At 63.6% G+C, this 20,311-nt stretch carries 18 protein-coding genes; 8 read left to right on the forward strand and 10 right to left on the reverse strand.

Annotated features, from left to right (window positions below; genetic code table 11):
* Positions 1–54 precede the first annotated feature (54 nt).
* The 7 genes from addA to BMI89_RS08320 form a co-directional block, all read right to left on the reverse strand.
* Positions 55–3,438, reverse strand: coding sequence for a double-strand break repair helicase AddA (gene addA, locus BMI89_RS08290; RefSeq protein ID WP_078570566.1), 3,384 nt, complete (start codon positions 3,436–3,438; stop codon positions 55–57).
* Complete coding sequence (gene addB / locus BMI89_RS08295) at positions 3,435–6,386, reverse strand: double-strand break repair protein AddB (protein ID WP_078570567.1); 2,952 nt, start codon at positions 6,384–6,386, stop codon at positions 3,435–3,437. Before addB ends, addA begins: the two co-directional genes overlap by 4 nt.
* Positions 6,379–7,062, reverse strand: a complete 684-nt coding sequence (locus BMI89_RS08300; protein WP_078570568.1) for a nucleotidyltransferase family protein — start codon at positions 7,060–7,062, stop codon at positions 6,379–6,381. Before BMI89_RS08300 ends, addB begins: the two co-directional genes overlap by 8 nt.
* Positions 7,038–8,033 carry a phosphotransferase gene (locus tag BMI89_RS08305; RefSeq protein ID WP_078570569.1) on the reverse strand — a complete coding sequence of 332 codons (996 nt, stop codon included), beginning with the start codon at positions 8,031–8,033 and terminating at the stop codon, positions 7,038–7,040. The genes BMI89_RS08300 and BMI89_RS08305 overlap by 25 nt, the downstream gene beginning before the upstream one ends.
* A complete protein-coding gene (gene tsaE / locus BMI89_RS08310; protein ID WP_078570570.1) occupies positions 8,026–8,520 on the reverse strand; it encodes a tRNA (adenosine(37)-N6)-threonylcarbamoyltransferase complex ATPase subunit type 1 TsaE in 495 nt (164 codons plus the stop codon). Before tsaE ends, BMI89_RS08305 begins: the two co-directional genes overlap by 8 nt.
* A gap of 40 nt (positions 8,521–8,560) precedes the next feature.
* The gene (locus BMI89_RS08315; RefSeq protein ID WP_078570571.1) at positions 8,561–10,165 is read right to left on the reverse strand and encodes a PAS-domain containing protein; all 1,605 of its coding nucleotides are present in this window, start codon (positions 10,163–10,165) and stop codon (positions 8,561–8,563) included.
* A 100-nt stretch (positions 10,166–10,265) separates the two neighbouring features.
* Complete coding sequence (locus BMI89_RS08320; protein WP_078570572.1) at positions 10,266–11,648, reverse strand: sensor histidine kinase RegB; 1,383 nt, start codon at positions 11,646–11,648, stop codon at positions 10,266–10,268.
* A gap of 105 nt (positions 11,649–11,753) precedes the next feature.
* Between BMI89_RS08320 and BMI89_RS08325 the strand changes: the two genes are divergently transcribed.
* The 3 genes from BMI89_RS08325 (at position 11,754) to BMI89_RS08335 (ending at position 13,415) form a co-directional block, all read left to right on the forward strand.
* On the forward strand, positions 11,754–12,416 hold the full coding sequence (locus tag BMI89_RS08325) for an SCO family protein (protein WP_078570573.1): 663 nt from the start codon (positions 11,754–11,756) through the stop codon (positions 12,414–12,416).
* 64 nt (positions 12,417–12,480) lie between these two features.
* Complete coding sequence (locus BMI89_RS08330; protein ID WP_078522717.1) at positions 12,481–13,035, forward strand: ActR/PrrA/RegA family redox response regulator transcription factor; 555 nt, start codon at positions 12,481–12,483, stop codon at positions 13,033–13,035.
* 71 nt (positions 13,036–13,106) lie between these two features.
* Positions 13,107–13,415 (forward strand): H-NS histone family protein, encoded by a 309-nt coding sequence (locus BMI89_RS08335; RefSeq protein ID WP_078541453.1) that lies wholly within the window; start codon positions 13,107–13,109, stop codon positions 13,413–13,415.
* A gap of 55 nt (positions 13,416–13,470) precedes the next feature.
* On the opposite strand, the gene BMI89_RS08340 is transcribed toward BMI89_RS08335, so the two are convergent.
* Entirely contained in the window at positions 13,471–14,055 is a 585-nt protein-coding gene (locus BMI89_RS08340; RefSeq protein WP_078541454.1) for a hypothetical protein, read from the reverse strand.
* The gene (locus tag BMI89_RS08345) at positions 14,052–15,008 is read right to left on the reverse strand and encodes a glycosyltransferase family 8 protein (protein WP_078570574.1); all 957 of its coding nucleotides are present in this window, start codon (positions 15,006–15,008) and stop codon (positions 14,052–14,054) included. Before BMI89_RS08345 ends, BMI89_RS08340 begins: the two co-directional genes overlap by 4 nt.
* A 130-nt stretch (positions 15,009–15,138) precedes the next feature.
* Between BMI89_RS08345 and BMI89_RS08350 the strand changes: the two genes are divergently transcribed.
* The 4 genes from BMI89_RS08350 to BMI89_RS08365 all read left to right on the forward strand — a co-directional run bounded on the left by BMI89_RS08350 (position 15,139) and on the right by BMI89_RS08365 (position 17,999).
* Positions 15,139–15,648 carry a hypothetical protein gene (locus BMI89_RS08350; RefSeq protein ID WP_078541456.1) on the forward strand — a complete coding sequence of 170 codons (510 nt, stop codon included), beginning with the start codon at positions 15,139–15,141 and terminating at the stop codon, positions 15,646–15,648.
* 73 nt (positions 15,649–15,721) lie between these two features.
* Positions 15,722–17,113 carry an adenosylhomocysteinase gene (gene ahcY / locus BMI89_RS08355; RefSeq protein WP_078570575.1) on the forward strand — a complete coding sequence of 464 codons (1,392 nt, stop codon included), beginning with the start codon at positions 15,722–15,724 and terminating at the stop codon, positions 17,111–17,113.
* 99 nt (positions 17,114–17,212) lie between these two features.
* The gene (locus BMI89_RS08360; protein ID WP_078570576.1) at positions 17,213–17,557 is read left to right on the forward strand and encodes a TraR/DksA family transcriptional regulator; all 345 of its coding nucleotides are present in this window, start codon (positions 17,213–17,215) and stop codon (positions 17,555–17,557) included.
* Between the two features lie 100 nt (positions 17,558–17,657).
* Entirely contained in the window at positions 17,658–17,999 is a 342-nt protein-coding gene (locus BMI89_RS08365; protein WP_078522711.1) for a DUF2853 family protein, read from the forward strand.
* Between the two features lie 60 nt (positions 18,000–18,059).
* Here BMI89_RS08365 and BMI89_RS08370 read toward each other — a convergent pair whose 3' ends face one another.
* On the reverse strand, positions 18,060–18,677 hold the full coding sequence (locus tag BMI89_RS08370; protein WP_078570577.1) for an enoyl-CoA hydratase/isomerase family protein: 618 nt from the start codon (positions 18,675–18,677) through the stop codon (positions 18,060–18,062).
* Positions 18,678–18,795: 118 nt separating this feature from the next.
* On the opposite strand from BMI89_RS08370, the gene BMI89_RS08375 reads away from it, so the two are divergent.
* The gene (locus BMI89_RS08375) at positions 18,796–20,286 is read left to right on the forward strand and encodes a DUF2125 domain-containing protein (RefSeq protein ID WP_168176785.1); all 1,491 of its coding nucleotides are present in this window, start codon (positions 18,796–18,798) and stop codon (positions 20,284–20,286) included.
* Positions 20,287–20,311 lie beyond the last annotated feature (25 nt).

Raw genomic sequence — 20,311 nt, forward strand, 5'->3', positions numbered from 1 at the left:
TCAGCCTCCTGAATATTGGGTCGGCAAGGAAGGTAAGTTCCGCCCCCGTCGGCGTCAAGATACAGTGGGCGTGCGCAAGCTCCCGTCTAGCTGTGCATCTGCGAGCGGCATGATCGTTCCGTCCTGTGTCCACAGGATCGCGCAGGTGATGCTGCGTCCGGGGTGAATTTGCCGCAGTGCCGCGCGATAGGCGGCCATCTGTCGCACGATCCCTTCGGGCACCCGATCGGGCGAGGCAGGGACGATGCGGTTGGATTTGTAATCGAGAATGTGAACGCCTTCGGCATCGATCCGCAGACGGTCGATGAAACCGTGAATCCGCTGGCCGCCGAATTCCTCCAGCGCGGCTGTGATCTCGACCTCCGCCAGACAGTCCGGACCCAGCCACGCCGCCATGCCCGGCGCTTCGAGAACGCGGGTCGCTTCGGCCAAAACAGGCTCTATTTCACCCGGAAGCAGCGCATCCTCGCCCTCGGACAGCAACAGTTCGGCAAGGCCTTTCCACCGGTCGCGCGGCCGTTCCGGCAGATGCTCGAGGAGCCGGTGCAGGTTGCGCCCGTGACGCAGCACCTCGTCTTCGTCCATCATCTCGCCATCACCGAACAGAGCCTTCGCCCCGCCCAGATCAGAGGGCGAAAGCGGGCGCGGCGGCGGCTCGACGGCAGCGGCGGGCGTGAGGCTCCACGCGGGCAGATCCAGTCGCGTGACTTCCAGCGCAGCCGCTGGCGCAACTGCGTTCACCGGCCATGCGCCGGTCGCGTGGCGGGGGAACGCACCCAGCTCCTGCAACGGATTGGAAAGGCCCGTGACGTCCTCGGTCCCGGCAGCTTCGAGGCCCGATTTCATCCGGCTATACCAGGTCTCGTCGCCCTCGCCGACCTCGCCAGCTGCGGCCACGATCAGCCATTTCTCCGCCCGCGTCATCGCGACGTAGAGAAGCCGTTGCGCCTCCTCCGCCCGGGCCGTCGTCTCTTTTCCTGCGGCGGAAAGCTGGGCCTCCGGCGCGTCCGGCGCGGGTTGCCGCAGCCCAGCGACACCATTGTCCAAACGCAGGATTTTAGGCGGATTAGGCTCTTTTTTCTTCGCCGTATCGGGCAATATCACGATCGGCGCTTCCAACCCTTTCGAGCCGTGGACCGTCATCACCCGGATCGCGCGCCCTGCCCCGTCCAGCTGCCGCTTCACCTGCACATCATCCGCATCGAGCCAGCCGAGGAAGCCGGTCAGGCTCGGCACTTCATTGCGCTCGAACGCCAGCGCCTGCGAGATCAACTCGTCGATCCCGTCCTCCGCCTCGGGGCCAAGCCGCGCCAGAAGCCGCTCGCGCCCGCCATGCCGGGTCAGCAGGCGTTCGATCAGCTCGAAGGGCCGCAGGAAATCGGAATTGTCGCGCAGATCTTTCAGCATCTCTTGCGTGTCGGGCCGCATCTCACCGCGCCGGAGCGCCTCCCAGAGATAGCCCTTCCGGGGCTGCGCGAGCTGATAGAGCTCCTGCTCGGACCAGTTCAGAAGCGGCGAGCGCAACGCCTCCGCCAGCGACAGATCGTCCTCCGGCGTCGCAAGGAAGCTGAGAAGCGAGCGGATGTCACGCACCGCAAGCTCCGCCCCGAGCTTCAGGCGATCCGCCCCCGCCACCGCGAGACCGATCGACTTGCAGGCGCGGATGATCTCGGAAAACAACTCAGAGCGACGCCGCACGAGGATCAGGAAATCGCCCTCATGCACCGGGCGCGCGCCGCCGGGCGCCTCGTGATCGGGGATCTGCACACCCTGCGAGATCATCGCGGAAATCTCGGCGGCGATCATGCGAGACAGCTGCGAAATCGCCGATTCAGCGCTCGTCAGATCAACCGGGCTCTCCCAATCGTCCTCGTCCTCCGTCTTCACCGACTCGATCGCAGGCCACAGATCGACGCGGCCCGGCAGCGCCTCGTGGAAGGCAATATGCGAGGGCGCCCCGCCGAGGCCTTGTTCGGCCCCGCGCGCAAAAGCGAGGTCCACGGAACGCAGCACGGCGGCGGACGATCGGAAGGAATGCTCCAGTTCCAGCGGAGAGAGCGCGCGACCGATATCCGCGAATTTTCGGGCGAAATGGGCCCGCATTTCCTCGAATTGCTGAAGATCGGCCCCCTGGAAGGAATAGATCGACTGCTTGCGGTCGCCGACCACAAACAGCGTGCGCTCGCCCTTATGCGCGCCTTCGCCGGAGGTGAATTCCTCGGCGATCCGCTCGATCACCCGCCACTGTCGGGGGCTGGTGTCCTGCGCCTCGTCGACGAGGATGTGATCGATCCCGCCATCGAGGCGGAACAGCACCCATTGCGCCACCGATGGCTCATCCAAGAGCGCCGCAGCGCGGTCGATCAGATCGTCGAAATCGAGCCAGCCGCGCGCGGCTTTATAGGCGTCGAGCCGCGGCAGGAAGACCTGCGCAAAGCGGTGCAACGCATGGGCGCGCTTGGCCGCGACGAAAGCGAGGCGGCGGGGGCGCGCATCAGCAATCCGTTCCATGAGATCATTGAACGCGTCCATATACTCAGCGGCCGGACCTTCGCGGATATCCTTTGTAGGCACACTGCCAACTTTAGGACCACCTTCGTTCTTGCCTGATTTGTTGAGAAGTTTGCCTTCAAGCTCTTTCAGCGCACTCAGATCCAGATCATCAATCGAAGCGAAAACCCTTGAGAGCTTCTTATCGGTGTCCTTACCTCCCGCGAGGATTGGAACCAGATCCTGAACCATCCGAAAATCGCCTGTAGCGAAGACTTGGGAGAGCAGCGCCTCTTCGGTCATGTCCCGCGGCAGATCATAGGCTCCCAGCAGATCGGCGAAGCCGAGATCGCCCGCAAAACCGACCCTATTCCGGCTTATATCGGCTGCGAGGGCCGTCAGGTCCTCACCGGAATAGACGCCGAGCAACGCATCGAGCCGCTCGCAATCCGGGCCCGTCGCGATCTCCTCGAGGATATCCTCGCGCATCAATTCGCCGGCGCGGTCGTCCATCTCGGAAAAACCGGGCGAGACTTTCGCCTCGAGCGGGAAGCGGCGCAGCAACTCCGCACAGAAGGCGTGGATCGTCTGGATCTTCAGCCCGCCCGGCGTCTCGATCGCCTTGGCGAACAGCCGCCGCGCTTTCGCCAGATCCTCGGCAGAGAGCGCCTCATCGGCACCCAGCGCCCTTAGCTTCTCGCGCAGCTTCGCCTCGTCCATCATCGCCCAGCCGCCCAGCAGCCCAAGCAGTCGGTTCTGCATCTCCGCCGCGGCGGCCTTGGTGTAGGTCAGGCACAGGATGCGTTGAGGCTCTGTTCCCGCCAAAAGCATGCGCGCGACGCGGTCGGTCAGCACCTTGGTCTTGCCCGAGCCCGCATTCGCGGCGAGCCAGACCGAGCTGTCCGGTTGCGAGGCCTGATGCTGTCTGAGGCTGGCCGGATGGGTCATGACACGTCCTCCCCCTCGGCTTCATCGGTGACATCCCATTCCCCGAAGCGCGAGACCTGATCGTAATCCGTCCGGGCGCGCGCTTTTTGCGGAGCGCGGCGCGCGGTGAAGCCCTGCGTAGGCTCGAAATAGCGCGCGATCAGCTTGCGGAATTTCTCCCAACTCTCCTCGGGCGTCTCGCTGCGATCACCGGATTTACCCTTGATCTGCGTGGTGGCGCCGTCGCCGCCGAGCCGCACATAGGACATGCCCGCGACCTCGCGCGGCCCGATCGCCTCGAAGGCCCCGCGCCCGACCATCGCGGCCTCCAGAAGCATCTGCTTGTTGAAGGCCATCACCTCCCGCTCGGAAGGCGGCGTGCCGGTCTTGTAGTCGTAGATCCATGCGCGCCCGTCCTCGAGAATGTCGATCCGGTCGGGCTTCGCAGTCAGCGTGAAAAGCGGGTTTTCCAGTGAAACAGAGCCTTTTTTCTCCACCACCATGGGCGCACCCTGCGCGCGACGCTCGGCCTCGGCCCGGCAGAATGTCTCGGCGATCCCTCGGACCCGCGCGAGCCAGATGCGCTGCGCACTTGGCCACGGAATTTCCCGGAGCATTACCTCCTCGGCGATCTCCATCAGACGTGCCTGCGCCGCCTCGATGGTCGCGGTCTCGTCATAGGTCTTCACGAAGGTTTCGACGATCTGGTGCAGCACCTGCCCACGCAGCAAAGCGTCGGGTTCGGGGCGCAGCGGATCGAGGGCGCGCAGCTTCAGGATGCGCTTCGCGTAGATGTCATAGGGGTCGCGGATCAGGGTCTCGATCGCGGTGACCGGCAATTCGCGCGGGCGCACATCGACCGGCGGGCGCGGCGACGGGCGTATGGCGGGCTCAAGCGTGATCCGCGGCGTCTCGAGCGCATCCGCCAGATCGAGCCAGCGCTTGCCGCGCCCGCGCATCTCGGCCAACGCCTCGGTGCCACCCTGGTCGGGCAGGCCGTCGACGAGATTCAAAAGACGATTGAGCCAGCGCGACGGGATCGTCTGCGCCTCCGCGTCGCGTGCGCAACGCGACAGGATCACCTGCGGCCCGGCAACCGCCTGCTGGAAGTCATGCGCCGAGAGGCCGACCTGCCGTTCGGGCAGTAATAGACCCGATTCCAGCCGCATTTGACGGCTGAACCACGGGTCGGGCGCGGGCGCTTCGGGCCAGCTTCCCTCGTTCAACCCGCCACAGATCACCAGCTCGGCCCCCTGCGCGCGCGCTTCCAGCGTCCCCCAGATCGCGATCAATGGATGCGCGGCGAGTGTCTGGCGCACGAGCCCGCTCTGAAGGTGTCGATTGACCAGATCGGCGTAATCGAGCGCGCCAAGATGCCCGCCGAAGCCGGACTGGCTGCGCAGGTCCTCCATCAAGCGGCGCGCTTCACGGCCCGCCGCCTCGCGCCACAGCTCGCTGGTCTCGGTCGCGGCACTCGGTCCGGCGGCGACCCGTTCGGCGAGCCGGAAGTGCTGTTCCACGTGATCTGTCAGCGCGGCCGCGGGAGGTGCCGCGAAATCTTCGAGAATATCGCAGAGCCACTGCGCCCAAGATTCCCGTGAATCAGGGTCTTTTTCTGCCCATTTCGTGAGACTCTCGCGATCCGGGAACGCGGGCCCATAGCGGCGCAGGCGCAGCTCCAGCTCGCGCGTGTTGCGCAGATGCGGCCCACGTTCCGCGTCGCCGGTCGCGGTCAGCGGATGTTTCAGCAGCGCGATCAGATCGGCGATCCCGACCGGACGCGCCCGCATCGCCGCGATCTGCCGCAGGAACCGGCCCGGCGCAGTCTGCTGCAGCGGCTGCCCCGCACTGTCATCCGGCACGATCCCCCACCGGTCGAGCGCCGCCGCCACGCGGCGCGCCAGAAGGCGGTCGGGCGTGATCAGAGCCGAACTGACGCCCCGCTCGACCGCTTCGCGCAGCGCGAGCGCAATCGACAGCGCCTCATGGCGCGGATCGCGCGCTTCGATCAGCGACAGCCCGTGACAGGCCGGAACGAGCGGCCCCAGCCCAGCGCCTTCGCGCCGCCATTGATCGGTAACCGGCGCCGGCCGCAGTGCCAGCGAAAGGAGGCGGTTGCGGCCCGGGTCCGGCGCGGAGATCTCATCCCAATCGACGACGTCCTCCGCCGAGAGCCCGAGCTTATCGAGCAAGCTGCGATAGCGGAACTGCGGGTGGTCTTCGAGCGGAAATGGGCCGGAATAGAGACTATCCCAGGCCGCCTGCGTCATGTCGCGGTCGAAGCCGGGAAGAACGATCGACCCGTTTTCCAACCGCGCGACAGCCTGCATGAACAACGAGGTCGCCCCGTGCGAACCGGTCGAGCCCGCGACGATCACCGGATCGGCGGGCGGGTTTTCGCGCCAACGCTCGATCACCGCTTCCACGACCATCCGCTGGCGGCTCTCGCGGTCCAGCTCGGCGTCGTTGTCGAAATAACGCGCGATAATGCGGATGAAGCGCAGGCTCTCCTGCCAGTGGCGGGCGTGGGTCTCGGTCAGCTCGAGCTGGTCGAGATCGTCGATATGGACGCCCTCGCTCTGCATCTCGGCGAGGAGGGAATACAGGCTCTCGGCCAGCGCGAATTGGCTCGCGCCCGCCTCGAATTCGGGCATGGCGCGGGTGAGTTGCTCCACGAACTGGGCCAATTCGAGCTTGCGGCGCAGCGGGGGCACGGGCAGAGGCAGACCCGCGAGCGGATCGGCCCCGAGATCGCTCACCAGCAGGAGCCGCGGCAGATAGAGCGCGCCGCTTTCGAGAAAGACCTCCCGCACGCGGCGACGCATCCGCCCGGAGTTCAGATAGAGGGTGACCCGGGCCAGCGCCTCGGGCGGCTGATCGGCAAAGCGCGCGCGCAGGCCAGCAACCAGGGCGCGGGGAAAATCGACGCCCGGCGGGAGGGCGTAGACGGAGGCGGCGCCATCACTCATCGAGCATCGCCTCGGCCAGCGAAATAGACTCGGGTCGTCCGACATCGCACCACCCCCCGTCATGCACGAGGCCGAAGACACGCCCCGCCGCGATCATCTCATCCCATAGGATGTTCAGCGAGAAGCTCCGCTCAGAAATAGACCCTATTCCAGCGGGATTTAGCATTTGCGCACCGGTATAGACATAGCCCGGCCCGCGCGTCAGGCGGCCGGTCTCGTCCATCGTGAAATCGCCCGCGCCCGCATGTCCGCGTGCATTTTCGGGCCGCACCAGCATCAGAAGCGCCGACATTTCGTTGGGCCGCCACGCCGCGCGCAGCCGGGCCACGGGGTTCTCGCCGCGCCAGACGGCATCGGTGTTGAGCGTCATCACCGGCCCCTCGCCCAGCAGCGGCAGCGCCTTGCGCAGCCCGCCGCCGGTTTCCAGAATTTCGTCGCGCTCATCCGAGATCGCGACGTCCTGCCCGGCGAGATGCGCGACCACCTGATCGGCGAGGTAATGCACATTGGCCACGAGCCGCCGCGCCCCGCCCGCCCGCGCAAGGTCGAGCGCGTGATCGATCAGAGGACGCCCCGCGACCTCGATCATCGGTTTGGGCCGGGTTTGCGTCAGCGCGCCCATGCGCGTGCCGAAACCGGCGGCGAAGAGCATCAAGGCGTCGGGCTGGTCGGGCATTTTCGTCTCAAATCAGCAATCAAATTCGGGTCGGGCGCAGGATAGGCGCCGTGGAACAGTTCTGCCAGATCGGCAAGAGCCGGATCGGCGAGGTTACGCGAGATATAGGCGTAAACGCGGGGCATATACTCAAGATATTGCGGCTTTCCGTCACGAATAGTCAATCGCGCGAAGATCCCGAGGATCCGCAGCGCGCGTTGCAAGCCAAGCAGGCCGTAGGCGAGGCGGAACGCGGTCGGATCGGTCTTGGTCAGCGCGCAGTAATGGGCAATCTCAGCCTGCTCGACCTGCGGGCTCACATCGCGGCGCGCGTCCTGCAGCGCGGAGACCAGATCATAGGCGGGATGGGCGCGCAGCGCGTCCTGATAGTCGAGAAGCCCGAGGCGGCGCAGGCTCGGGCGATCCAGCAGAATGATGTTCTCCGCATGGAAATCGCGCAGGCAGAGGACCGGCTTCCACGCGGGAAGAGTGTCGAATTTCTCGGCAATCGCCTGTTGGAGCGCATCTGCGGCGGCACGATCCGTGCAGGGGTAGAACTCGGGCACCAAATCCAGCAGGTCGGCGAGCGCGGGGCCATCCAGCAGCGGCAGATCCTCCGGCGGCGCATGGCGGGGCAGATCGGCGAGGAATTCGGTGATCAGAGCATAAAGCGCAGGCTCGTCCTCGGGCGTCGCGTCGAGGTGACGGGCCGCGAGCGCATCGCCGAAATCTTCGAGCAGCAACAGGCCAGATGTATCGTCGCGCGCGAGCACGTTCGGCGTGGAAAAACCGGCCTCGGCGAGCCAATCGCCAATGCGGGTGAAGCGGGCGATCTCGGCCCCGTCCGGCGCTTTCATCAACACGGCACGATCTGCGCCGCGGGTCAGGCGTTCGTAGCTGCGGGCGGAGGCATCTCCGGCGAGCGGGCGGCGGCTGGCGTCCTGCCACCCGGCGGCGGTGAGGAAGCTTCGAATCTCGACTTCGTCAGCCATTCCACGCCCCCAAAACCTGCTGCGAAAGAGGCGTATTCGTCTCGAAACAAACCCTTCGCGATGCGCCTTCTTCGGTTTGCTCAAAGCGCAGCCGAAGCGCCCCTTTCGGCGCGGCCGAGCCGAGCCGGTCGGGCCATTCGATCAGGCAGATCGCGCTGTCGAAGGCGGCATCCAGCCCGAGTTCGAGAACCTCGTCGGGGTCGGTGAGCCGATAGAGGTCGGCATGCCAGATTTCGCAATCGGCCTCGTAGGTCTGGACCAGCGTGAAGGTCGGCGAGGGCACATGCTCGGCCACGCCGAGCCGCGTCTGGATCAGGGCGCGCGCGAAATGGGTCTTTCCGGCGCCGATCTGACCATCGAGCAGCAGCACATCGCCCGGCCCGGCGAATTCGGCAAAGAGCGCGCCAAGCCGCTCCGTCGCCTCGGGATCGGGGAGATCGAGGCAGGGCATTTCGCTGGAAACGGGGGCGTGCGTCGGCGCGGGCATGGCTCGGTTCTAGCGCGCCGATCGCCCCTTTGCCAAGCGGCTAGCCTTGCTGCGCGACGGTGGTGCCCGTCTGACGTGGCGGCGGCTTGCCGGAAGCTGCGTCGACACGGAAACGCAGGAGAAACGCCCCGCCCGAAAGCGTCTCGAGCTGGCAGGTCACATGCCGCCCGTCGAGCAGGGTGATCTCTTCGGTCAGGTTCTCGCGCGCGCCGATTTCCCGGGCGAGATTTTGCAGCCACGACCAGAAGGCGCTGGGTTCGGCGCGCGCCTGCCATTGCTTCACCGCGTCGAGCAGGGTCACCCGGCCCAGCGTCGCCTCCGGCTCGACCCCCCAGAGCGCGCCATAGGCGGCATTCGCCATCGCCAATTCGCCCGAGGGGCGGAACACCGCGATTGCGTCGCCCACCCGGTCGAACACCTCCTGAGACATCTCGATTTCACCACGAAATTGCCGGGTTAGAGACGTTTCCGACGAAATATCCTCGAACAGGAACGCCACCGCGCCATCGGGATGCGGACGTCCGGTGACGCGATAGGTCTGCCCGCCGGGCAGGCTCCAGGTCTCGGCGTGGAACCCGGAGGCGGCGGCCTGCTCCAGCTCGGTCATTTCCTGCCGCCAGCTTCGGTAATCCTTCGGCTCGGGCATCATCTTGGTTTCGCGCAGCCTGTCGAGAAAGGCGTAGAGCGTCGGGCGCGTGGCGAGGAATTCCGGCCCGAGCTGCAGAAGGTCGCTCAGGGCGGGATTGAACAGGCGCAGCTGCCTGTCCCGGTCGAAAATCGCGAGCCCGATCGGCAGGTCGGCGAAGGTCTTGGTCAGGGTCTGGACAAAATCGCGCAACGCCTTCTCGGCCCGCACGGCGGCGTCGGCGGGGAGGGCGAAATGCAGCGTGCCGCGTTCGAGAATGACGGAGTGACAGTCGAACCATGTCGCGGCCTCGGTGTCGCTCCGCGCGGCGGAGCCAATCTCCAGACGATGCGGCCCGCCCCCGTCGAATGCGTCGGGCGGCAGCGTGAACAGGCTCGGCAGCGGCCATCCAAACCCTTCTTCCCCCGCATCGAAAGCCCCTGCGCGCACGAGATAGGCTCTGTTTGCCCAACTCAGCTCACCGCCTTTCTCGGTCCGCCAGATCAGAACCGGCGAGCGGTCGAGCGTCGTGCGCATCATCTCCAATTCGTCTTCCATCGCGCGGAAAGAGAGACTGTCGACGCGCTGGCCCTGCCCCTCCCCTTCGGGATCGACGAGGGTGATCCGCGCCAGACCGTTGAAATTCTCGACGGTGAGGCGGAGCCGGGGCTTGTCGGTAGCGCTCGCAACCTCGGTCATCTCAAGCCGCCCAAGATCGGCGAGCTGGCCGATGCGGGACTGAAATTCGGGAAAGCGCGGCGCGGCGAACGCGGTGAAGCGCGTCCAATCGCTCGCCCCGATGGGCATCGATTCCAGCAAGCGCCGCGCGGGAGGCGTTGCATCCACAAGCGCCTCGTCGTCGAACAGAAAGGCCACCTCCTCGATGTCCTCTCGCGCAGCGGGGGGCAGCCTGCGCTTGGGCGCGCGGCCCACGGCGAGCCAAGTCAGCAGCAACGCGACCAAGGCCGCGCCCACCGAAGTAAGCGCAATCATCGCCGCCTCAAGCCATGCAGTCTCCATGTCTTTCGGCCTCTCAAACCTGTCCCCAGGCCGAGGGTGCGAAAGATTCGTTAACTCAGCGTTAACTTCGCTCGGGGAGCGGCAAGAGAGGTGAAGGCGATCAGACCGCGATCGGCTGATTCAAACCAAGCCCCGCATCGTCCCGCGCCAGAAGGCGCGACGCAGGCCAGACGACTTCCACAACCGCACCGGAGCGCGCAGGCGTCGCGGCGCCGGGCGCGAAGGGCGCGTCGCCATTTGAGAAGGTGAGCCGCCCGCCCGTCCGCTCGATCAGGGTCTTCGCGATGAAAACGCCAAGCCCCATCCCCTCATAGCCCTTGCGCTCCGCCGCATTCGCACGCGGTTGCAGGAAGGGATCGCCGATCCGGTTGAGCACGCTCGTCGGATAGCCTTTGCCGTCATCGCTGATCCGCACAGTGATCTCTTCATCGTCCCATTCCGCTTCGACCCAAACCGTGGATTGCGCGAAATCGACGGCGTTCTGGATGAAATTGCGCAGGGCGTGGATCAGTTCGGGATAGCGGTAGATCGTCGGCTGACGCTCCAACCCCTCGACGATGGGATGGGCATCGAAGTGAATTTCGATCCCACGCTCCATATGCGGGTCCGCCGCTTCGCGCAGAACGGCGACGATGGGCGCGTTCCGCATATGCAGATCGTCTTTCCCGACCCGGCCCATCGAATGGAGAATGTCGCGGCACCGATTGGCCTGCTCGCGGATCAAGAGCGCATCGTCGCGCAGATCGGGGCTGTCTTCGAGCTCGTCGGCCAGCTCCGAGCTCACCAGTTTGATCGTCGCCAGAGGCGTGCCCAACTCATGCGCCGCCGCCGCGACGACGCCGCCCAGATCGGTAAGCTTCTGCTCGCGCGTCAGCGCCAGCTGAGTCGCGCGCAACGCATCGCCCATCGAGCGCACTTCGCTCGCGACCTTATGTGCATAGGCGCCGAGGAAAGCGACGCCGATGATGATCGACAGCCAGTAGCCGAATTCGAACACGTCGGGCACGGCGATCACCTCGCCGGTCTTGCTGACCAGTGGCAGATAGACCACCGCGACGATCGAGATCATCACCATCGTCGAAAGCCCCAGCAGGATCGTCGCAGACCGCTCCAGCGCGGTGGCAGCTATCGTGACCGGCACGAGAATGAGCAGCGCGAAGGGGTTGTTCATCCCACCCGTGATCGACAGCAGCAGCGCGAGCTGCGCCATGTCGAACATCAGCGTCGCCGCCGCCTCGGGCTGGGTCAGGCGCTTGGTGTCGGGAAAGAGAAAGATCGCCACGAGATTGGCCGCAATCGCCGCCGCGACCGTGGCAAGGCACAGCGCCAGATCCAGCGCGATATCATAGACGAAATAGGCGACGAAGATCGCGCCGAGCTGACCGACAATCGCGGTCCAGCGCAGGAAGATCAGCGTCCGGAGGCGCACCCAGTCGTGGTGAATCTCGGCCGGGCCGGGTTGGGCCTCGAGGCGTTGAGCCATGTCGTCTCCCGCGTCCAAAGCGCACATCGCCGGAATTGGCGGCATGAAAGCATTGATAATCGGCGCCCGCCGCGCGATCAATGCAGCCGTGAGAGGAGTGACAATATGAACCGTATTGCGAAAATTTCCGCTGCCGCCGCGACCGCGATCGTGGTCATCGGCCTGGGCGTCACCTGGTTCGCCGCGACCCGCAGCAATGACAATGATATTTTCGCGCAGTGCCGGCAAAGCGTCGTCGCAGGCGGCGCGGGCGAAATCGGCGGTCCATTCACTCTGACCGATGAGAACGGCAAGGAAGTGACGAATACGGATGTCATCACCGAGCCGAGCATTCTCTATTTCGGCTATACCTATTGCCCGGATGTCTGCCCGCTCGACAGCGCGCGTAATGCCGAAGCCGTAAGCCTTCTCGAAAAGCGCGGCTATTCGGTGACGCCGGTCTTCATTTCGGTCGATTCCGCACGCGACACCCCCGAGCTGCTGAAGGAATTCACCGATCTCATGCATCCGAAAATGATCGGGCTGACCGGCACGCCGGAGCAGATCAAGAAGGTCTCGCAGGAATACCGCACCTATTTCAAAGTGCAGGATCCGGGCGACCCCTACACCCTGATCGATCACTCGACCCAAAGCTATCTGGTCTTCCCGGACACAGGCTTCGCGGAATACTACAACCGCGACACCACGCCCGAGCAGATGGCCGACAGCGTCTTCTGTTTTGTCGATGCGTGGAAAAAGGCCAATCCCGACCGCGCAGCCGGAAATTGACCGAGCAGGCGCAACAGCTTAAAACAAATCCAAGCGTCAAACTCGGCGAGAGGGAGTTACGATAATGGCTGAAGACATCAGCGCCGATATCGGGTCGGACAAATCGCTTCTGATCGTCGATGATGATCTGCCGTTTCTCACGCGGCTGGCCCGCGCGATGGAGAAACGCGGCTTCGAGACCCAGACCGCCGAAACCGTCGCCGCAGGGCGCGCCATCGTGCAATCGAACCCGCCCGCCTATGCGGTGATCGACCTGCGGCTCGAGGATGGCAACGGGCTCGACGTGGTCGAGGCGCTGCGCGAAAAGCGCGCCGATGCGCGGATCGTGGTGCTGACCGGATATGGAGCCATCGCGACCGCAGTGGCTGCCGTAAAAATGGGCGCGACCGATTATATCGCGAAACCCGCCGATGCCACCGACGTCACAAATGCGCTATTGGCGAAAGGCGAGGTCGCCCCGCCGCCGCCGGAAAATCCGATGAGCGCGGATCGCGTGCGCTGGGAACATATTCAACGGGTGTACGAACTTTGCGACCGAAATGTTTCGGAAACCGCGCGCCGCCTGAATATGCATCGCCGGACCCTTCAGCGGATTTTGGCTAAGAGAAGCCCTCGCTGACGTTTTGGTTAGGTTGTTAAATATTTAAGGTTTCTATTTAATGCTCCGGATATCCAATTCGGAGCTTTAAAATGAATCTAGATGATATGTCCCTCGACGAGCTGAAAGCTCTTCGTAAGCAAGTCGACAAGGCGATCTCCGGCTACGAGGATCGCAAGAAGAAAGAAGCGATCGATCAGCTTGAGCGCGCGGCCCGTGATATGGGCTATTCGCTGGCGGAACTGACCGGATCGGGTTCGGCCAAGCCGCGCCGCACCGTGCCGCCGAAATATGCCAATCCGGACGATGCCAGCGAAACCTGGACCGGTCGTGGCCGTAAGCCGCGTTGGGTGCAAGCCGCGCTTGATAATGGCAAATCTCTCGACGATCTGAAGATCTGAGAAACAAATAAGTATTTTTGAATACGAGTGCCTGCCGAAATGGCAGGCGCTCGTATTACAGCTCTGACAAAAGCGCTTCGTGGCGTGCGGTATAATCCGTGCGCACTTCCGAGGGCGGCCGCAGATGGATTTTAAAGGTTTCGGCATATTCGGGCGCGAGCTTTCCGAAAACCTTGTCCGCCTCAACCTTGGAAAACCCGGCAATCTGTTCCGCTTCCAACCGCGCCGAGACGATATCCGCCTTTTTGATCGCACGCTTGATTCGCACCGGAAGCGCAGCGGGTAGACCAAAGCGTATATGCACCGCCGCGATCAGCCGATCATCGAGCGTGCCATAGCCTTCGCCAATCGCCGCCTTCACCGGGCTGATCATATCGCCCAGCACATATTCCGGCGCGTCATGCAAAAGCGCCGCCAATTTCCATTTCGCGGCGATTTTCGGATTCTGATGGCAGAAAATCTGCTCTACCAGCAGCGAATGCTCGGCCACGGAATAGGGCCAGTCACCGAAAGTCTGTCCGTTCCAGCGCGCCACGAAAGCCAGACCATGCGCGATATCCTCGATCTCGATATCGACGGGCGTCGGGTCCAGCAGGTCGAGCCTGCGCCCCGACAGCATCCTTTGCCAAGCGCGTTTCATGTGATCACCGTATAGTCGTCGGGAAAGTGCGCGAGATAGCGCGCCATTTTGTTTCGATTGATGAGATGCCGGACCAGCATTTTCGTCATCAGCTTGCTGCCCGGTCCGGGACCGTCGGGAATATCGAAGCGCCGTTCCGGGAAATGCGCGGCGCAGAAATGGCGCAAACCCCGCCCAAAGCGCGGCGGCAAAGTTTCCGGTCGCGCTTTCCACGGTTTCGACGGACCGATGAAATGCACGATATGCGCGCTGACCATCGCCTCATGCAGTCGCGAGGCCGGGGTATATTGCCAGTTCCACATCGGGCTGAGCTCCGCCCAGTTGCGGTACAGAACGCAATTGAGAAGCGTCTGATCGTTCCGGCGCAGGCGGGCACCGTTCTTTTCTCCAAAGCTCAGCGCCGCCTCGAGAATGCCTTGGGCATTCCAGTTTGCCACATCGATCAGCAGCACGCCGGAATTGAAATAAGCGGCGTTGGCGAGATCGAAATCCTTGAAATCTTCCGGCTTCCGCGACGGCGTCCGCCATTGCGGATTATCCCGCACCGCCGCGACCGGCTTTTCCCCGAGGTCGACCGTCAGCAGCCGCGAGAGATCGCCGCTCTCCACATGAATATCGGCATCCAGATAGAGAATGTGGTCATAATCATCCGCGAAAATCTTGGGCAGCATGAGGCGCATATACATGGCCGAACTGCGTCCCCGATCGGTCGAGAACCCCGAAAATATCAGGTCGGGATCGAAACTGCACAGCCGCAGATTCAACCCGTCGAGCGACGCCGGAAGCGTCACCGGCTCGGCGCTGACGATGCAGATGTCGAAATCCCGATCCGGGTGAAGCTGCGCGATCTGTCCCGCCGCATGCGCGGCATAAGGCAGGTAAGCGTCATCGCAGCAAAACGCGATCGCAGAGCGGTGCTGCGCAGGTTTCGAACAGGCCAGATTGATCTCCATTCGCCCCTCTCATGCAGCGCGTATCTGTGACTAGCCAAAGCCATTGCAGCTGTAAACGCCACAGATTGAGGAACATTTTCGCGCGCCGTGTGTTCTTGGGTTGACACGGAGAGAAAAAGGGGACGCCAAAATGCAGACCTCGAAAACTACGTTCTTTGCCGCCGGGATCGCGATTATCTCGATCCCCGCTACCATTGCCCTCGCCGCCGTACGCAGCGACGAGGCTGTGACGCCCGCCCCGCAAGCTGAATCGGCGCGGCAGGTCATGCTGGATGGCTATGAGGGCGACGGTCGCCCAATGGAAGATATTCCGTCCGAAATTCCTTATGGCGATCTGTCGGCCTTCGACAACGTCACTGCGATCGGCGAGGCGCAAAGCCCCGATCAGCCCTATTGCGACAACCGCGCGAAGCTCGTGGACTCGCTCAATCACGACTTCGCGGAAAAGCCCGCGATGACGAAACAGCTTGGCGATCACCGTAAGGTCGAGCTTTACGCTTCGAGCATCATGGGCACCTGGACTGCGGTCTATACCCGTGCCGACAACGTCTCCTGCATCGTGTCCTCGGGCACGGACTGGAAGCGTGGCAACAACCCGGTGGCGCTCCTGCATCGCGAAGGGATTCTTCCCGCAACCTGATCGTGATCGGCCTTCATTGCCGCTTTACGGTCCCAGTGCTACATAGCTTCCAAATTCAGATTGGGAGCCGCACATGGCCGATTACGTCATCAAGGATATCGCTCTGGCCGACTACGGCCGGAAGGAGCTCGACATCGCCGAAACCGAAATGCCGGGCCTGATGGCCTGCCGCGCGGAATTCGGGGAAAGCAAACCGCTCAAAGGCGCACGCATCGCGGGGTCGCTGCACATGACCGTGCAGACCGCGGTGCTGATCGAAACGCTCAAGGTGCTTGGCGCCGATGTGCGTTGGGCCTCGTGCAACATCTTCTCGACGCAGGATCACGCGGCCGCGGCGATCGCCGCTGGCGGCACGCCCGTTTTCGCGATCAAGGGCGAGACGCTCGCGGAATACTGGTCCTATACCGACCAGATCTTCCAGTTCGAGGAAGGCACCTGCAACATGATCCTCGACGATGGCGGGGATGCGACGCTCTACATCCTGCTCGGCGCGCGCGTCGAGAATGGCGAGCCCGACCTGATCGAAGTGCCCACCTCGGAAGAGGAAGAGGCGCTGTTCGCCCAGATCAAGAAGCGGCTCGCGGCGAGCCCCGGCTGGTTCACCAAGCAGCGCGACGCGATCAAGGGCGTCTCGGAAGAGACCACGACCGGCGTGCACCGTCTTTACGATCTGCACAAGAAGGGCCTGCTGCCCTTCCCCGCGATCAACGTGAACGACTCCGTCACCAAGTCGAAATTCGACAACAAATACGGCTGTAAAGAGAGCCTCGTCGACGGCATCCGCCGCGCCACCGACACGATGATGGCCGGCAAGGTCGCCGTCGTCTGCGGCTATGGCGATGTGGGCAAAGGCTCCGCCGCGTCGCTGCGCGGCGCGGGCGCTCGCGTGAAGGTCACCGAGGTCGATCCGATCTGCGCGCTGCAAGCGGCGATGGACGGGTTTGAGGTCGTCGTGCTGGAAGACGTCGTCGACAGCGCCGACATCTTCATCACAACCACCGGCAACAAGGACGTCATCCGGATCGAGCATATGCGCGAGATGAAGGACATGGCGATCGTCGGCAATATCGGCCATTTCGACAATGAAATTCAGGTCGCGAACCTGAAGAACCACAAGTGGACCAACATCAAGGACCAGGTGGACATGATCGAGATGCCCTCGGGCTCGCGCATCATCCTGCTGTCGGAAGGCCGCCTGCTGAACCTCGGCAATGCGACCGGCCACCCGAGCTTCGTGATGTCGGCGAGCTTCACCAACCAGGTTCTGGCGCAGATCGAGCTGTGGACCAAGGGCGAGGACTATGCGCCGGGCGTCTACATCCTGCCCAAGCATCTCGACGAAAAGGTCGCCCGCCTGCATCTGGAGCGGATCGGCGTGAAACTGACCCAGCTCAAGCCCGATCAGGCCGACTATATCGGCGTCACGGTGGAAGGCCCCTTCAAGCCCGAGCATTACCGCTACTGACCCGATCGCATCGCGATTTCAAAGGCCGCGCCGCAGGGTGCGGCCTTTTTACGTGCAACGCAGGCGATGATCGGTTTTCCTCGTGATAGGAGGAGAGCGATGACACCCGAAGACCTTGCCGCGCGGTTCAAACCGCAATTGGAGGCGGAGCTGACCGAACTGCGCAGCGCATCGCAGGACACCGCGCAGACCCGCAAACCCGTCGAGCTTGACCAGCAAAGCGTCGGGCGGCTGTCGCGCATGGATGCGCTGCAGAACCAGGCGATGGCCAATGCGGTGGATGGACGCCGTCAGCACCGGATCACCGCGATCGAGGCCGCGCTCCAGCGCATCGCGGAAGACGAATTCGGCTATTGCGACAGCTGCGGCGAGCCGATCCCCGAGAAGCGTCTCGAACTCGACCCGACCTTCACGCAATGCGTCTCCTGTCGCAGCGGAGGCTGAGGCGCGCGCGTCCCGGGATTTACGCTTTGTAATTTCACTATCTCGGCTTACCCTGCGCCTGCCTTCATTTCTGGGCAGAGCAACCTGATAGGTGGGACACATGGGTAAAAGAGACGAGCTGATTGAGAAATACGCCGAGGATCTGAAATCCAAATGCGGCATGACCCCGGACATGGATCTTCTGACCAAGGTAACGATCGGCTGCGGGCCCTCGATCTACAATGCGGATTCTTCGACCGTCGCGGCGACGGACAAGGCAGAGCTTGAGACCGTAAAGGACAACTTCCTCGTCAAAAAGCTTGGCCTCTCGGACAGCCCGGCGCTGATGGATGCGATCGACAGCGTGATCGAGACCTATGGCCGGTCCGAGCGCAACAAGTATCGCGCCGTGATTTATTACATGCTCACCAAGCATTTCGGCAAAGAAAGCGTCTACGCCTGATCGCGAGCACCTCGCGCAGTTTATGACGACCCACGGCCCGGCCTGTCCGGGCCGTTCGCTTTAGCGGATCAGCGCCTTGATCCCGGCGACATGCGAAGCCCGCGCGCCCAGCGCATCGGCGGTCAGCGTCTCGATCGTCTCGTCCAGCGCCTCGCGCGGCACGATCCGGTCGATCAGCCCCCAGCTCAGCGCCTCTTCGGCCTCGATCTTCTGCCCCGCCATCAGGATCATCTTCGCCCGCGCAGGCCCCACCAGCGCGACCATGCGCACCGGGTCCGAGGGCTGTGGCAGGAAACCGAGCTTCATCACCGGATAGAAGAACTTCGCGCCCGGCACGGCGATCCGCAGATCGCAGGCCAGCGCCATGCCCATCGCGCCCCCGGCCAGCGTGCCGTTGAGCGCCGCGATCGTAAGGCAGGGCAGCGAAGCGATCGCGCCCGAAAGCCGCTCCCAGACCGGATCCGTCGCGAGCGTGCCGGATTTCGCCTCGTCCAGATCGGCCCCGGCGGAGAAGACCTTGCCATTCCCGCTGAGCACGAAAGCCCGCGCCTCTTCCCGTCCCGCGCGCTCGGCCAGATCGGCGATCTCTCCCAGCATCGCGCCGGTCAGCGAATTGGCTTTTTCAGGCCGGTCTATGGTCACGCGCCACAGCCCGTTCTCGATCTCGTGGCGGATCATTCCCAGCCTCCTCACAACTCCCGTGAAACCCGTCTAGCAGCCCCGGGAAGGCTTGACCATCGGCCTGACCCAAAGGAGGATGGCGCGACTTGGTTCTCAGTGGAAAGGTACCCCTCTTATGGCATGGCTCAAAACCGTCGGTTCCGGCGCCGTTGTGGTTTCGCTGCTGTCCACCACGGCCTCTTTTGCGGATGTGACCGCGGAGCAGGTCTGGCAGGCGTGGCAATCCGAATACCAGACCTACGGCTATGAGGTGATGGTCGGGAGCCAGAACCGCGAGGGCGACACGCTCACCGTCTCCGACGTGAAGATGGTGCGCAATGTCGACAACATGAGCCTCACGCTCGACGTGCCCGAACTAAAACTGCGCGATCTTGGCGACGGCACGGTGGAGACCGTCTTCCCCGAAACCATGACCGGCGACATGACCGGCAAGCCGGGCACCGACACCTCGGACATCGCCATGAAGATGACGATGACCCAGACGGACAGCAAAGTCATCGTCTCCGGCTCGCCGGGCGACCTGACCTACGATATCGACGCGCCGAAGATGACGATGGATCTCGACCAGACCGTCACCGCCGAGGGGCAGGACGTGCCGGTCAAAATGTACTTCTCGCTGGAGAACACCAAGGGCAATTACCACGTCGTCGATGGCGACATGCATTCGGTCGATTCCAAGATGTCCATCGGAACGCTCGACCTGACCGCATCGGGTGCCGATCCCGAGGGCAGCGGCACGTTCAACATGAACGGCCAGATGAACGACCTCGCCTATGAGGGAAGTTTCGCGATGCCCAAGGGCATCGACTCCGAGAAGCTCGACGAGGCGCTCAACGCCGGGGCGAACCTCGATCTGGGCATGACCTATGCCAGCTCGAACTGGACGGTGAGTGCCGACGGTCCCGACGGCAAGGTCGATCAGAAGTCTACCGATCAGGGCGGCAAGCTCGATATCGCGATGTCGAAGGACGGCCTGTCCTTCGGTGGCCAGAGCAATTCCAGCCATATCGAGATGACGACGCCCGAGCTGCCCTTCCCGATCACCGCGGATATCCAGTCGGCGGACATGAATTTCGCGATGCCGGTCGCGAAAGCCGACGAGGCGCAGGACTACAAGGCAAAGCTTGGCTTCAACGGCGTCACGGTCTCCGACAATATCTGGGCCATGTTTGATCCGAACGGCGATCTTCCGCATGACCCGGCAACGCTGCAGGTCGATCTCTCGGGCAAGATGAAGCTCTCCGAGGACCTGTTCAGCCCGGCCGCCGCTGCGATGGACTCGCCGCCGATGCAGGTCGACACGGTCGACATCAACAACATCAAGCTGTCGATGGTCGGCGCCGATCTGAATGGCAAGGGCGCGCTCGAGCTGAAAAATGGCGGGCCGATGCCGATGCCCACCGGCAAGATCGACCTGACGCTGACCGGCGCGAATGCGCTGATGGACAAGCTGGTCGCGATGGGTCTCGTGCCGCAGGATCAGATCATGTTCGGGCGGATGATGCTCGGCCTCTACGCCAAGCCCACGGGCGACGATGCCTACGAGTCGCAGGTCGAGTTCCAGGATGGCGGGGAAATCCTCGTCAACGGCCAACGCGTCCAGTAAAGACTGAAACCCACGGCGAGAAGCC

The sequence above is a fragment of the Thioclava sp. F36-7 genome, from assembly GCF_002020075.1.
Lineage (GTDB): Bacteria > Pseudomonadota > Alphaproteobacteria > Rhodobacterales > Rhodobacteraceae > Thioclava > Thioclava sediminum.